Here is a 16,108-nt window from a genome sequence, read left to right on the forward strand (position 1 = left end):
CCGTACACAAAAACTTATCTAAAGTGAAATCGAGTAGGTCGGAGCACGTGAAACTTTGACTGAATATGGGGGGACCATCCTCCAAGGCTAAATACTCCCAACTGACCGATAGTGAACCAGTACCGTGAGGGAAAGGCGAAAAGAACCCCTGTGAGGGGAGTGAAATAGAACCTGAAACCGTGTACGTACAAGCAGTAGGAGCCTACTTGTTGGGTGACTGCGTACCTTTTGTATAATGGGTCAGCGACTTATATTCTGTAGCGAGGTTAACCATTTAGGGGAGCCGTAGCGAAAGCGAGTCTTAACTGGGCGCTTAAGTTGCAGGGTATAGACCCGAAACCCGGTGATCTAGCCATGGGCAGGTTGAAGGTTGAGTAACATCAACTGGAGGACCGAACCCACTAACGTTGAAAAGTTAGGGGATGACCTGTGGCTAGGAGTGAAAGGCTAATCAAACCGGGAGATAGCTGGTTCTCCCCGAAATCTATTTAGGTAGAGCCTCGGACGAATACTTACGGGGGTACCGTAAAGTAATATCCGGGAGACACACGGCGGGTGCTAACGTCCGTCGTGGAGAGGGAAACAACCCAGACCGTCAGCTAAGGTCCCAAAGTGTATGTTAAGTGGGAAACGATGTGGGAAGGCTAAAACAGCTAGGAGGTTGGCTTAGAAGCAGCCACCCTTTAAAGAAAGCGTAATAGCTCACTAGTCGAGTCGGCCTGCGCGGAAGATGTAACGGGGCTAAACATACCACCGAAGCTACGGCTGCGAATATACCACCCAAACTATTTTAAGATTAACGTTGACGCACGAAGTGCCCAACGGTCAAGCGACCAACACGTTGAGTTGGCAAGAGATAGTTTCGGGGTAGCGGGGTAGGGGAGCGTTCTGTAAGTGGCTGAAGGTGTGCCGGGAGGCATGCTGGACATATCAGAAGTGCGAATGCTGACATGAGTAACGACAAGAGGAGTGAAAAACTCCTCCGCCGGAAGACCAAGGGTTCCTATCCCATGTTAATCAGGGTAGGGTGAGTCGACCCCTAAGGCGAGGCTGAAGAGCGTAGTCGATGGGAAACGGGTTAATATTCCCGTACTCGGTATGAATGCGATGGGGGGACGGAGCAGGCTAGGCAAGCATGGCGTTGGTTGTCCATGTGAAAGGCTGTAGGCTGGTGACTTAGGAAAATCCGGGTTGCCAAGGCTGAGAGTCGAGACGAGCCACTAAGGTGGTGAAGTTGTTGATGCCCTACTTCCAGGAAAAGCCTCTAAGCTTCAGTTCATACTGAATCGTACCCTAAACCGACACAGGTGGTCAGGTAGAGAATACTAAGGCGCTTGAGAGAACTYGGGTGAAGGAACTAGGCAAAATTGTACCGTAACTTCGGGAGAAGGTACGCTCTTGTTTGTGAARGACTTGCTCTGTAAGCAAACGAGAGCCGCAGTGACCAGGTGGCTGGGACTGTTTATTAAAAACACAGCACTGTGCAAAATCGTAAGATGACGTATACGGTGTGACACCTGCCCGGTGCCGGAAGGTTAATTGATGGGGTTAGCTTAGGCGAAGCTCTTGATCGAAGCCCCGGTAAACGGCGGCCGTAACTATAACGGTCCTAAGGTAGCGAAATTCCTTGTCGGGTAAGTTCCGACCTGCACGAATGGTGTAACCATGGCCACGCTGTCTCCACCCGAGACTCAGTGAAATTGAAATCGCAGTGAAGATGCTGTGTACCCGCGGCTAGACGGAAAGACCCCGTGAACCTTTACTACAGCTTGGCACTGAACATTGACCCTACATGTGTAGGATAGGTGGGAGGCTTTGAAGCAGRRACGCTAGTTTCTGTGGAGCCGACCTTGAAATACCACCCTTGTAGTGTTGATGTTCTAACTTAGGCCCCTGAATCGGGGTTGAGGACAGTGCCTGGTGGGTAGTTTGACTGGGGCGGTCTCCTCCCAAAGAGTAACGGAGGAGCACGAAGGTTTGCTAAGTACGGTCGGACATCGTACGGTTAGTGTAATGGTAGAAGCAAGCTTAACTGCGAGACAGACACGTCGAGCAGGTACGAAAGTAGGTCATAGTGATCCGGTGGTTCTGAATGGAAGGGCCATCGCTCAACGGATAAAAGGTACTCCGGGGATAACAGGCTGATACCGCCCAAGAGTTCATATCGACGGCGGTGTTTGGCACCTCGATGTCGGCTCATCACATCCTGGGGCTGAAGTCGGTCCCAAGGGTATGGCTGTTCGCCATTTAAAGTGGTACGCGAGCTGGGTTTAGAACGTCGTGAGACAGTTCGGTCCCTATCTGCCGTGGGCGTTTGAGAATTGAGAGGGGCTGCTCCTAGTACGAGAGGACCGGAGTGGACGAACCGCTGGTGTTCGGGTTGTGATGCCAATTGCATTGCCCGGTAGCTACGTTCGGAACTGATAACCGCTGAAAGCATCTAAGCGGGAAGCAGGCCTCGAGATGAGTTCTCACTTTGACTTAGACAACGTTGATAGGCGAGATGTGGAAGTGCTGTGAGGCATTAAGCTAACTCGTACTAATTACCCGAGAGGCTTAACCATACAACGCCAAAGTGGTTTACTAGAATTGTTCCAGACAATTCCTAGCATGACCTCCATCCATGGAGGCCTTAGCTAACAGAAGTTAATAGACTAAAGTAGACAAAAGAATTTAATAGCTTTTCCGGATTTAAGAATTAAACAAGGTGACCAACCTAAGCGGTATCGCGAAATYGGTTCACCTTGCGCAAATGGAATGCTCGTGCGAGGCACGATGTCATTAGACATTTGCACCCAGTTTTCCTGGTGACTATAGCGTTTTGGACCCACCTGACCCCATGCCGAACTCAGAAGTGAAACAAAACAGCGTCGATGATAGTGTGGATTACCCATGTGAAAGTAGAACATCGCCAGGGCCAAATAAGAGAAACCCGTTGCAGCAATGCGACGGGTTTTTTKCTGTTTGGGGTAAAGTACTTCCATGTAGCATCTCCCCTTCTCGCGTCCTTGTGCTCACTTCCTCGAACTGCGAAGCGGTGCTTCGGTTTCTCGTCACCCAAACTCAGAAGTGAAACAAAACAGCCGAAGGGTCGGCCCCGGTCAATGATAGTGTGGATCACCCATGTGACTCTCTATTTAAAAAATGAGAACATCCTACTTCGTAGCGATCCAGGGCCAAATAAGAGGTTGATGAAAAGCGTTCATCCATGAACTTCATCGACATTCGAACACCCATGTACATCAAAACCCGTTGCAGCAATGCGACGGGTTTTTTGCTATGTGTGATTTGAAAATCTCGCGAGGTAAACTCGCTCCCACCACAATATCAGCACAGTGCAACATGCTAAGAGGCGGTTTACCCGCCGAGGGGTTGCAATGAAATTCCGAAAAACCTCGCGAGGTAAACTCGCTCCTACCATAGTATAGGCACAGTGCAACATGGTGGGAGGTGGTTTACCCGCCGATGGCTTACAATGAAAGTTTCGGCTCAAAAGTAATGTGGAACACCCATGTACATCAAAACCCGTTTTAACAATACGACGGGTTTTTTTGCTGTTTGGGGTATAGAAAATCTCGCGAGGTAAACTCGCTCCTATCACAGTATAGGCACAGTGCAACATGGTAGGAGGTGGTTCACCCGCCGATGGGTTGTAATGAAGTTCCGGCAAAAAACCATGTACATCAAAACCCGTTGTAGCAATGCGATGGGTTTTTTGTTGTTTGGGGTATAGAAAATCTCGCGAGGTAAACTCGCTCCTACCACCGAATACACAGCATTGTGGGAGTGCACGCATCCATGCGTTCATTTCCTGAGTTGCTAAACTGCGTTTTTGGACTTGATTATGAAAAGACGACGGTTTTATTGCCGTTAATGAAAAGCTTATGCTCGCAGGCTAATTGTAACGCGTTACAAAATACTGTTTTTTCAATGTCTCTACCGATTTTTGCCATCTCCTCGGCATTTTGAGCATGACTAACTTGCGTGACATTTTGGGCAATAATAGGCCCTTCATCTAATTCATCATTAACAAAGTGAGCGGTAGCGCCAATAATTTTCACGCCACGCTCAAATGCCTGATGGTAAGGTTTTGCACCGATAAAGGCAGGCAAGAATGAGTGGTGAATATTGATAATTTTCCCGTCAAAGCGTGAGACAAATTCCGGTGTTAAGATCCGCATATACTTTGCCAAGCCAACAATATCAGGATCATATTGTTCGATTAAGTCGGCCATTGCACTGTCGTGTTCAGCTCTACTCAACCCTTCATGTGATACCAGATGAAAAGGAATACTAAAGCCTTTAACAAGGGGTTCCAACGTATCATAGTTTGCGATAACTGCTTGTACTTCAATATTGAATGCTTGTTCATATTGTTTAAGCAACACGCCGCCTAAGCAGTGCGCTTCCTTCGTCGCAAGCAGCACCACTTTTGTTCGTTCTTGTCCGTATAGGTTTAATTTGGCGCCAGTTGGTAATGACTGACGAAGTTGTGTCAGAAAGTTATCACTGGGTGTGCCTGTAATCTCTGTACGCATAAAGAAGCGCTGTCCTTCTTTATCTACAAATTCGTTATTACGCGTGATGTTTAGGTCGTGCTCATGGCAAAGGCTCGTGATCTTCGCGATCAGTCCTATGTCATCTTTGCACTCTGTCGTTAGTATGTAACTCATTTCCTCATTCCAATTCGTCCAAGCGAGCTTTCAGAATACTGCTAATTGGCAGTGAGATAAATGCTTACCAACAAAAAACGTTGGTCAATTTTATTTGACCACGACAACTAAAATATCACGTCTTAAAAAAGCACTAAGTGTTGAGAAAGTTCACTTCAAAATACGTGATCAACCTTTTTAAGGTTGGTATTACTGTGGTGACTAATCGTGAATTCGTTTGCAACTTTTGTTGCTTTTACTACCTCAGGGATATTAGATGAGAACTTTTACATTCTGCCTCTATATATTACTACTTTGTGGTTTTTTATCTGCATGCAATGACGCTAATTCAGAAAAAAATGAACAAAACACTAAAACAAGTTATAAAGTGGTCACAACTTATACTGGGGCTGGGTCGATAGTTCCTGAGAGTCTAAATATAGAAGCGGGTTCCTCTGCCACCTTTGAGCTGCGGCCTGACGAAGGGTATTACCTTGCCGATGCTACGGGGTGTCACGGTCTTTTGGACAAGGAGAAGCTTAATTATCATGTCAATAATGTGAATGACAGTTGCAGTATTGACGTTTCATTCAAGCCTTTAAAGTTATCTATAAAAACAAATTTTCCAGAAGGTGCAAGTTTGACGCTGGATAAACCTGACTACTTTTACGGTGATAGTCTTTCTGCTCAACTGATATTGGATGCTAGTCATAAAGTAGAGAGTATAACTGGCTGTCAAGGTCAATTAGTCGGAGAGTATTATCAAGTAGCTAAACTTGTAGAAAGTTGCGAAATATCACTCAAAACCTTAACACCAAAACGAACGTTTACTGATGAAAAAAGCGGTCAGCAACTTCAAGTTAAGGTTCTAGATAATGCTGGAGTTATTGCTACAAGCAGCCAAGGAATTATCTCAAAAGATGAACCAAACTTGCCAGCGATGAGTAACGATATTGTACTGCCATTCCAGTTACTTGCGATAGATATTGCAACAACTCCGGGTGCAGATGTCTTAGTTGAACTAACTTACCCAAGTGCAGTTTCAGAGCAATCTCGTTACATTAAGAGCGATGGGGAAACGTGGTATTTTATGCCTACTGAATTCGCCCAGCTTGCTGCTGATAAGCGTAGTATTGTTTTACATCTCCAAGATGGTGGTTATGGTGATAGTGATGGAGTTGCCAATGGGATAATTAAAGATCCCGGGGGTATAGCAGAATTACAAAAAATAATAGTACAAGGCATTGCTTATGAAGGTGGTAGTATTTCACCTAACACACAAACTGTTAGCTATGGCGACTCAACGATTTTCACGCTTTCGCCTGATGAGGGCTTTGGGATAAGTGATGTTACAGGATGTAGTGGTACTCTGACGGGCAACACATACACTACCGGTATGGTTACTTCTGCTTGCCAAGTCAGCGCTAGCTTTAGTCCGCACACTTTCAATGTAGATGCTAGTGCAGGTGARGGCGGTGGTATTTCACCYAGYACACAAACGRTAAGCTATGGTGATAGCGCCACTTTTACTCTTGTGGCAGATGAAGGCTATGAAATAAGTGGAGTAACAGGATGCAACGGCACGCTTACTGACAACACCTACACCACTGGCGTGATAACGTCTGCTTGCCAAATCAACGCTAGCTTTAGTCAACAAACTTTTACTGTGGATGCGAGTGCTGGTGAAGGCGGTGGTATTTCACCTAGTACACAAATTATTAATTATGGTGATACTACCCGCTTTACTGTAACACCTGATGTTGGATTTAGCATCGCTGAAGTATCTGGGTGTAACGGAACACTTGTTGGCAATGTTTACACGACTGGTCGTATTACCTCAATTTGCCAAATCAGTGCGAACTTTACCCAAGGTTTGCTTACTGTTACGGCAACAGCAAGCGCAGGCGGGAGTATTTCACCCAGTACTCAATCGGTCAGCTATGGTGACACTGCAAGCTTTACCGTTACGCCTGACGATGGCTTTGCAATCGCTAGCGTATCTGGCTGTGGTGGTGTGTTAACTGGCAATACCTATACCACAGGAATAATTACGTCAGCTTGTCAAATCAGTGTGAATTTCAGTTTAGGAAGTTTTGATGTAACCAGTTCCGCGCTGGATGGTTATGGCGTGTCACTTTCTAGTGATGGTGAAAGTTGGCGTGAACTGATAGCTAACGGTACTCGGTTAGAAAAGCGTGCTAATTCAACTTTACAACAAATATATATAAAACTGGATGAACAAGTCTTTGTAACCAGTTGTGAAGTAAGTAATTGTGTGATCACTCCCTTTACATTATTAAAAGCCTATATCGCACAAGCATTTTCTACGAATCAAGCACAATACAGCACTCAGCTCATTAATGAAGTGTTGGGTGTCACCGCGGATCCGTTTATAAGTCAAACGACAAACGAAATGGATAGGGTGAAGTTTGCCAGCTGGGTTACTGAGTCTAGTTTATTGAATGTCATCACTACCTCAGCAGGAGATGCGCTCGACAGCTATCTAGATAGCGACGCTGTAAAACAACTATTTCCGCTTGGCAAAGTAAGGCAAATCGAAACCGTTACCATTGAAGTGGGGGAGCCCCCGAGCTTGGATGAAGGCGAAACTGCGCAGGTCTTTTCTGTTGCAACACAGCAAACAAGTGAGCAACAAGGTAGTACTTCAGGTTATTTGTCAGACTATGTATTACAAACTTCATCTGTGGATGCACAAAGCCAAGAGGTCACAACAGACATTATTTATCTTGGTTTTAATGTAGGTCGTTGGCGCGGACAACTCAATGCTGAAACACACTCATTAACCAGTGTTTTTTTGCTTAATCCGACTTGGCTGTTTTTACCTGAAATTGAAAAAACAGAAATTGCGGAAAAACTACTTGTCAGCTCAACATTCAGCCAAGCCATCACACTTTATCAAAGCATGGTTAGCTCTGGTGATTTTGTCTCTATGGATGACTATACCGCATTGCTAGAGCAAGCCGTTTTGGTACTGCCTGAGTTAGCTTATCCACAACTCAATGTTATTTCTAGCGCTGCAACCAGCTCATACCAAATGAGTGAGTCGTCTTCTGCTATCCATAGTGCCAAACCACAGCACGCTAGAGCGCTACAAGCCGCGCAGCAATGTCAACCGGATTTAAAGCCTAAGCCATTGATTTCAAGCGTACTGATTGACCCGTTAACGTTCGAAAACAAATCTTGCGATGAAACTGTAATCAATTCACGCTTGGCGGTTTGGTATGGCTGGGCAGATAGCGAGACACTGCTTACAAATTCCTTTTGGCAAGAGCTCAGTCACTCACAAATGATCACACCCAAAGAGTTGCTGCGAGTGACGGCTGAGTCGTCACCAGTTACGGTTGAAGTGGGTAAAGAGTATTCGTTATATAAATCACACCCAAATCGTTTAATTTCCAAACCCGGTGTTTTTAATACGGCACGTGGCGTTTCTTTCGTATTTAAAATTATTTTTGGCATGCCGGCCGTTGTTAATAACCAACTCACCGAGAAGATTAAAGCCGTGGCGAAGAAAGCGACAGAGTTTAAAAAGACCTATGAACCGGTTATTACGCTATCAGAGGGGGTAATAGCCTCTTACCAATTGTTATTTGAAGCATTTGAAACCCAATTAAAAGGTCCAGATTCAAATACTGCATTGTATCTAGGCGCAACCAAAGCGCTAAATAACATACAGCTGGGTTTAGATATACTGCAAGAGGTGATAGACACAGGCGCGAATGATGACAACCAGTTTGAGCAGGTTGACTTAAAAGCCTTGTTCGCTGAAATGAAGAACAAAATTAAAAAACGTAATAACTACAAGGTGACTCGACATAGCAAAACCGCAATTCAAATGGCGGTGTTTTATGGCTTGTTGGAGTTTGAAAGTATCGATGGGTATGTGGATATCGGTGGTATCAGGCTTCCCACAAAAGCAGTGGCATACCGTTTAGCCTTGTATGGCTTTCGTAAAGCTTCCTCCGAGGAAGTGATTGTACTTGAAAAGCAGCTCGCGACGGCTGGATTATCAGCAGCTGATATCAAAGCGGTTGTGAATTTAAGCGCAGTAAAAATCAAGGGGCACTTTGCTAAATTATTGACTGATCCTAAATTCAGGAAGGCCTTTTTAGAAACACTCACTGATGTTGACTCTATCGGAAAGGGCGCGGTCGCAACACTCAAGAGCTTGGCATCTGCAACACTCCATAACAAGGATGAAATACTCAAAGCGGTAGTGACGGCGCTACTAGAGAGCACGGCAAATAAGATTTCAAGCAATTTAGTCCCCACCATTATTAAAAGTATGGGTTTCCAGAAGTATGCTCAACTAATTTTATCTGGCGCAGATCTTGGTGTCTTTGCCGCAGATCTTGCGATGAAGCCCGATTTGCTTAAATACACAACTAAAGCATGTGATGATAACGCTGAAAAAGTCTGCTTTGCAGCGGTTGCTCCACCGGTAGAAATATTGCCGTATGTTGTGGCTGTTGAGGACACCAGAGATAACAGCGCCGTTTATTTGCTCGATAGCTCAAATGCGCTGCACAATAGTGTTATTAATAATAGCGAGGCACAGCACGATGACCATAGCTGGCCAGATGGTAAAGGGGTATTCGGGAGTAATATCAATTATCTTGCCGCAACTCCAATCAATAATAACAATAAGAGCAGTGCAATTTTAGCGTTAACGGGGGCAAAATTAAGTTACGAGTTTGATGCCTACATTGCACCTCATCAATTTGAAGCATTTCAGACGTTTATTAAGGGCATGAAAGCCGAGCATCGCAAGCTTGAGTTTGATTGGTTTGTCCACCCATATAAAAACCAATATTGGCAAGAAGCACTTGATGATTTCATCCTTGAGCGCAGCGAAGCTAATGCGCTAAATAACAATTATGTACAAGTACAAGTTGATGCGGCTGAATACGACTGCGACTTGAACAAAACCGGACTACTAAGCCGTAAATGTAAAGACGTGATCATTCGGGCAAAAGCATCCGAGCTCACTAATCCGATTTTAAAGCAGTATGTAAGTACGTTGGAGCTAGTAAATCAGCAACAAGAAGCAGCGCTGCAAGTCGACACTGACAACCTAGCCTTTTTAAGTTTTACTAAAGCGGCCAAAAAAGCCGATTTTGCGGAGGTGGCGACATTCTCAAGTCCAGGTGTGCGCTATGTAAGCTCAAATATGAAGCTTGGAGATGCGACATGGCAAACCGGGGTCAATGTGTTTGTGGTGCCAGATTACAGCAAACATGATGACAGCCACTTGTCCCATCAACAAACCTTTATTAACCAATCTACGCTGTATTACAGTGAACCAAATAACGCGCAGTATTTGGGGGTTAGGCTAGATCGAAGCAGCAGTCCATATAACTACTTTGGTGGCGATACACTAACAACCGACTATCGTATTGATAACCAAGCCTATTACCCAGTCATTTTGGCTAAGCATCAACAAACGAATGAGATAATTTACCTGCAGCACCCTGCGGTGAACGTAAACGGAGCTTCTGAGGATCTCATCAAGCTACATAGTTTGCCCGATGGCTATCGCGCAATAAGCGTATATTTGTACGACTCGGTGTTTGCAAGCTACTTAAATAGCGTTGATGGTGACTTTGTTACTTGGTTTAAAAAGCGCAGGCCAGAAAATCACACACTAATAAATAGCGCTAAAGCTCAGCCAGTTGCATATAACCAATTTGCGGGTCAGCCTTATCTTCGTGTTGACTTAAATAACTCTGAAATCAGTCGTGTAGAAATTACGAATGAGCTCAATCCACCTCAAGATTCAGATGGTGATGGTGTTGCCGATGAATGGGATAGTTTTCCACAGCATAGCCGTTTTGCTTTTGATAGTGATGGTGATGGAATGGCAGACGCGTGGGAAGTATTATATGGTTTTGACCCTTATAGCGCAGAGCCTGATAACGGTATGGGGCCAAATGAAGACTTTGATGAAGACGGTTATTCCAACTTAGCCGAATTTATCAAAACACTGACATTACCAGCAGATTATACAGGCTATGACCCAACGACTAAAACTGCGCAGTGGCAGCAACAAATTTCACCCCTAAGTATTCAACCAAGTCAAACGATCACCAATCTGTTGGCTGACTTTATTACCTTGTATGGCAATCAACAGGTTGCGCAACTCACCTTTAGCTGGCCTGAACAAAGCACTTTGGCATTGCCGCAAGCAACCTTGTCTGCTGATGGGTCAAGCTTGTCGTTTACCATTCCTGCAAGTTGGCCAAGCAATACCAGCTTCACGCTAAATTTGCAGGCACAGCTTAGTTCGGGTGAAATGGTAGTGCGTCAAGTGCTAGCGGATGGCGACGTAACGCCTGAAATCTTTGAATATACTCCACTGACGCTAACAACGTTGGGTGATGGTGTTGACGGCTTTGATTATCCCATCGGCAACAGAGGTTTAGACCAAAGCGGTAACCCAATCCCATTTAGCGAGCATATAGCGGATGAATTAAACCACAGTTATAGCCAAAACTTAGTGACTGACAATCATACTCGTCTCAACTTGGCGACGACTCAGTGGTATAACGCGCAAGATGTGGGGTCATTTTTAGGCAATTATGGCGGAACCCTATTTGGTGGCGTTCACCCCGGTGAGGACTGGAATAACGGCGCTGGCGCTGATGATGCCGGAGAAGTAGTGTTTGCGATCGCCAATGGAGTCATCACGCATTTGCAATCTACCTACCAAAGTGGTTATCAAACGGGTGGTTATACCATGGTGATTGAACACACGCTGGCGGACGGGGAGCAAGTCCACAGTGTGTATACCCATGTAACCGCACACGCCGAAGTCACAGGCACGTTAAGTGCTAGTACAGCTGACTTTCATTTGCAAGTTGGCGATACGGTAAACCGGGGTGATACCATCGCACGAATAGCCACAGGCATGACAGCGGTTTCACCGCACCTGCACTTTGAGCTGCGCAGCATTGCACCGGACACTGATATTTATCCCAATGACAATGGTATAGGTTATTACAGTCACGACGGTAAAAAGCATGTAAGCATGACAGCTGCGCAAATTGTCACGGCATTTAACCGGATGAAAAACGATGAAGGCTTGCTCGACCCCTCCGACTTTATTGATTTTAACCGCAGTGGCGTAACTGGGCGAGTGAACAACATCGTAGTCAACTACCCGCCCAAATTGGGTGAGCAATTTACGCTAATTATTAACGGTCGCAACTTGCCAACCAGCATGGCTGCGGCGGTACATGATGCGACCTGTGGTCCGTTATTCTATATAAGCAGTGATCAAGTTAAGCTAGACTGCACCCCGAACAAAGCGGGCAAGCTTTTTGTCTATGCAAAGCAAACCTCCGGCGGTGTGTATTTGCACGGAGCGGGGAGCTTATGGCTAGATGTTGCAGAGTCAGAAAGTTGGGTACTTGGCGTCGAGTTTGCTGACATCCACTTTGCTCAGTGTGTACGCGAGCACGTAAATAGCCAGCAAGTCACTCGCCTTGCCGATTTAACTGCGCTGAATTGCAGCGGCCGTGGTATTAGCTCGGTGGCTGAGCTTAACCACATAACCGGTCTAGTCAGTGTAAATTTGAGCAATAACACGATTACGACTATTAATCTGGATGGTAATTTAGCCCTGAGCAAGGCGGATTTACGTGGCAATCCATTTGCTCAAGTCACCCTGACTTACTTGGCCAGTGTTACCCATATTGCCGACTTAAAATATCACAATACCGCTCCGCCATTCGGTGGCACCGGCAAACTCAACGACACGGGTATTACCTGGTGCGCCGATGGTAGCACCAACAACCTAGACTGCCCGGTTTCAGGCTATAAAGGCCAAGATGCCGAGCACGGTCGTGATGCGCTGGTCGCTAACGGGCAGTTGCAAAAAGTCGGTGGCGGTAAAGGAGGCTTTGACTTTACTAAGCTTGATGCTAATGGTAACCCGCTACCTGAATCGGCAAGCCAGTGGTCGTGTGTAAAAGATAACCACACAGGGTTAATCTGGGAAGTGAAAACCGACGACGGCGGTTTGCATGATAAAGACGACCACTATAACTGGTATAACCCAGACAGCACCACCAATGGTGGTCACCCCGGATATCAAGATGACGATGGCGATATTTGTTATGGCTATGATGCCAATAATGAAGCCTCCTACTGTAACACCCATGCCTATGTTGAACGGGTGAATACCCAAGGTCTATGTGGCACCAGCGACTGGCGACTGCCCAGCAAAGAAGAGCTGCGCTCAATTGTAGATTACAGCACTACCAATCCAGCAATAGATACCGGCTACTTCCCTCAAACGCGAAGTAGCTACTATTGGTCGAGCTCGCCCAATGCCTACTACAGTAGCAACGCGTGGTTCGTCGGTTTCATGCATGGCCTCGACTACAGCTACGTTAAGAGCAACGCCAGACACGTTCGATTGGTTAGAGCCGGACAGTAATTGGCTTTTGGATTAAGTGAAATGAGCTATAAGCTATGTAGCTGGAGCCGGCGCCGCTCAATAACATCCATGTTATCGCGGCAATGGTGCATCCCTGCACGGCTCAGTAATTGGCTTTTGGTTTAGCGAGGTAAAGTGAGCAATGGACTACAAACAATTACCCATTTGGCGCAAGGCAAATTTGTTGCTAGTTACCATTGAACAGGCTGTGTTGCACTTTCCTCGTTATCACAAATACACCTTGGGGAGTGAATTGCGGCAAAAAGCAATGCGCATTTGCCAGTGTATTCATCGGGCTGTTACTCGCAGGAGCAGTAAAATCAAGCTTGTACAGCAACTTTCAGAGTTAATAGATGATCTTAAATGTCAGGTTCAGTTGGCAAAAGAGCTTCATGCGTTTAAATCATTTAGCCAGTTTCAATCGGTGGTAGAGTTAGTTGTCGGCTTGGGTAAGCAAGCTGGCGGTTGGTTAAAACAAACACGGGCTGAATTGCCTCTCAATAAAGGGAGGTAAGCGTCCCCACTCACTGTGCGCCTCGCTCACTGGTTATCCCGTAATTTATGGTGCCAGTATTACAACGTAATTGGGTGTTACCTAGGTGGATACACTCAACCAACTCAAGTAGCGAGGTTAATTGTGGCTTGGTCGAGCTCGCCCAATGCCAACAACAATAACAACGCGTGGAACGTCAATTTCAATAATGGCAACGACAACAACAACAATAAGAACAACAACAAACACGTTCGATTGGTTAGAGCCGGAAAGTGAGTCAGCTGCACCTTATTTTGATTTGCGCGCGGTTGATACAGCGTATCGCCAGTGCCGCAAACGTAAGCGCAACAAGGTGCGCACTTGTTTGTATGAGCAACAATTATTAGACAATTTGTTGTTAACCAGCCAACAGTTGCAAAACCTGAGTTGGCAACCTTTACCACCGGTTGTCTTTACCGTGCTCAAGCCAAAGGCGCGAGAAGTGTGTGCGGCACAATTTGCCGACAGGGTAGTGCATCACTTGCTTTTTAACTACTTAGAGCCGTTATTAGAAAAAGAATTGATTTATGACGTAGCGTCAAACCGCAAAGGCAAGGGGACCCACTTTGCCGTTAACCGGTTAAAAGGCTTTATGCAAAAATACAGTGGTATTTCGAGTGGCGGTTATTTTTTGCAACTAGATATACGCAACTTTTTCTATTCAGTGCATCAGCACATACTTATAGCACAATTACAACAAAAGCTTAGCAAGTGGGCAAACAAAGGTAACATAACCAAAGCGCTAGCTAAGCAACTATTGTGGTTAACACAGCAAGTTGTGCACCAAAGTATTAACCATTCGGTAGCAGGCGAAAGCTGTATTCGTTTGGGGAGTGCCGCCGAATTTAACCGCATTCCTAAGCATAAAAGGTTAGAAAGTGTTCCTGTTGGGCAAGGGCTGCCTATTGGTAATTTAACCAGTCAACTATTGGCAAACCTGTATTTAAACGACCTTGACCAATTCGTTAAGCACCAGCTGAAATGCAAACATTACGTTCGCTATGTCGATGACTTTGTCTTGTGCCATTCAAATAAACAGCAGCTTCGAGAGTGGCATTTGCAAATTGCTGAGTTCTTGCAGCAGCGCTTAAAGTTACATCTTAAACCCCAATTTACCTTAGCGCCTATTGATAACGGCGCAGACTTTTTGGGCTACATAGTGCGCCCTCATTATACATTGGTAAGAAAGCGTGTACTGGGTAACTTTCACGAAAAAATGCAGTGGTTCGAGCGGTGTATTGTTAAACCGCAAAACCAAGGTGTTTTGTTGGATTTACACCCAGACAATGTAAAAAAGCTAAGAGCGACCCTTGCCAGTTATTGGGGGCACTTTAAACACGCTAATAGCTACCGACTATGTGGGGCATTAGTTAAACGGTACAGTTGGCTTAAACTATTATTTTGCTTTTCATCAGACTGGCAACAAATTTACCCTTTATACGAGCCGCAAACGCCATTGCGATATAAAGGGCAGCAAGGTTTTTTTGCGCAGTATTTCCCGCAATGTTGTTTGTTAATGCAGTGCGGCAATCGCGTACATGTTAACCCTCCAAGGCAGCAACGTAATTACCAAACGTATAGCGTGCCGATGCACAAACTCAATATGCTGCGTCAACAAATGCAAAAGCAGGGGGTACCTTATGTACTCATTACCGAAAACGGGTATGCCCGTATAAAAAATAAACGTCGCGCGGCGCGGTTAATGTCGTTCCCACAAAACGGTTGGCGCGATTATACATCAGCACACCCAACCCCACCTTAGGCGCGATTTGAGATAGAGCAGCGCGCGGAATAAAGCCGCGTCTTCGGTTAACACATTATTAAATAATGAGGAAATAACCTATGAAAACATCAACAACATTTTTACTTACACTACTGGTGTTTGGGGGAGCTTTTAATGTAGCTTACGGGGAATGCAAGGATAATATAACCCCTTCAACCCCAAATAGCCGTTTTGCCCTTAACGAAAACGGCACGGTAACCGATACTCAAACTGGGCTTATGTGGATGCGCTGCAGCTTAGGGCAAACCTGGGATGGCAGCACTTGCACAGGCAGTGCATCTACTTACACTTGGGCACAGGCTTTGGCTAGTGCTGATGAAAGCAACTATGCGGGTTTTAGCGACTGGTATTTGCCTAATATTAAAGAGCTCAACTCAATTGTAGAAACCGCGTGTTATGATCCAGCAATAAATCAAACTGTATTTCCTAACACTCCTAGTAGCGGTTATTGGTCGAGCTCGCCCTATGCCTACTACGGTAGCAGCGCGTGGCTCGTCAGTTTCAGTAATGGCTACGACGGCGGCAACAGTAAGAACTACAACAGGCACGTTCGATTGGTTAGAGCCGGACAGTGACTTAGCTTTTGGCGTTTTGAAATATGCTATGAGTCTCTAGAGCCGGCACAGCTCAATAACATCCATGTTATCGTTGCAAGGGGGCATCCCTGCACGGCTCTGTGT

General features: G+C 45.6%; 6 protein-coding genes and 2 rRNA genes (1 of these 8 only partly in view). 7 read left to right on the plus strand and 1 reads right to left on the minus strand.

Going from position 1 to position 16,108, the window contains the following annotated elements; all coding sequences use genetic code 11:
* Together DS891_RS09860 and rrf are read left to right on the plus strand one after the other, a co-directional pair.
* Nucleotides 1-2,564 (plus strand): 23S ribosomal RNA (locus DS891_RS09860) (it extends 272 nt beyond the left edge of the window).
* Nucleotides 2,565-2,803: 239 nt separating this feature from the next.
* Nucleotides 2,804-2,917: ribosomal RNA gene (gene rrf, locus DS891_RS09865) — 5S ribosomal RNA — on the plus strand.
* Between the two features lie 925 nt (nucleotides 2,918-3,842).
* On the opposite strand, the gene purU is transcribed toward rrf, so the two are convergent.
* On the minus strand, nucleotides 3,843-4,673 hold the full coding sequence (gene purU, locus DS891_RS09870; RefSeq protein ID WP_174169706.1) for a formyltetrahydrofolate deformylase: 831 nt from the start codon (nucleotides 4,671-4,673) through the stop codon (nucleotides 3,843-3,845).
* Nucleotides 4,674-4,929: 256 nt separating this feature from the next.
* Between purU and DS891_RS24370 the strand changes: the two genes are divergently transcribed.
* The 5 genes from DS891_RS24370 (at nucleotide 4,930) to DS891_RS09900 (ending at nucleotide 16,003) form a co-directional block, all read left to right on the plus strand.
* Nucleotides 4,930-13,113 (plus strand): DUF1566 domain-containing protein, encoded by an 8,184-nt coding sequence (locus DS891_RS24370; RefSeq protein ID WP_217448626.1) that lies wholly within the window; start codon nucleotides 4,930-4,932, stop codon nucleotides 13,111-13,113.
* 142 nt (nucleotides 13,114-13,255) lie between these two features.
* Complete coding sequence (locus tag DS891_RS09885) at nucleotides 13,256-13,627, plus strand: four helix bundle protein (protein WP_174169707.1); 372 nt, start codon at nucleotides 13,256-13,258, stop codon at nucleotides 13,625-13,627.
* Nucleotides 13,628-13,642: 15 nt separating this feature from the next.
* The gene (locus DS891_RS24825; RefSeq protein ID WP_217448627.1) at nucleotides 13,643-13,882 is read left to right on the plus strand and encodes a DUF1566 domain-containing protein; all 240 of its coding nucleotides are present in this window, start codon (nucleotides 13,643-13,645) and stop codon (nucleotides 13,880-13,882) included.
* A complete protein-coding gene (locus tag DS891_RS09895) occupies nucleotides 13,773-15,407 on the plus strand; it encodes an RNA-directed DNA polymerase (protein ID WP_254605824.1) in 1,635 nt (544 codons plus the stop codon). The genes DS891_RS24825 and DS891_RS09895 overlap by 110 nt, the downstream gene beginning before the upstream one ends.
* An 80-nt stretch (nucleotides 15,408-15,487) precedes the next feature.
* Nucleotides 15,488-16,003 carry a DUF1566 domain-containing protein gene (locus DS891_RS09900; RefSeq protein ID WP_174169710.1) on the plus strand — a complete coding sequence of 172 codons (516 nt, stop codon included), beginning with the start codon at nucleotides 15,488-15,490 and terminating at the stop codon, nucleotides 16,001-16,003.
* Nucleotides 16,004-16,108: the final 105 nt, after the last annotated feature.

The sequence above is a fragment of the Pseudoalteromonas sp. JC28 genome, from assembly GCF_013319255.1.
Taxonomy (GTDB): Bacteria; Pseudomonadota; Gammaproteobacteria; order Enterobacterales; family Alteromonadaceae; genus Pseudoalteromonas.

Coding starts and splice junctions, on each gene's coding strand:
- DS891_RS09895 (WP_254605824.1), top strand. CDS start 13,773: ATGCCAACAACAATAACAACGCGTGGAACGTCAATTTCAATAATGGCA.
- DS891_RS09900 (WP_174169710.1), top strand. CDS start 15,488: ATGAAAACATCAACAACATTTTTACTTACACTACTGGTGTTTGGGGGA.
- DS891_RS09885 (WP_174169707.1), top strand. CDS start 13,256: ATGGACTACAAACAATTACCCATTTGGCGCAAGGCAAATTTGTTGCTA.
- purU (WP_174169706.1), bottom strand. CDS start 4,673: ATGAGTTACATACTAACGACAGAGTGCAAAGATGACATAGGACTGATC.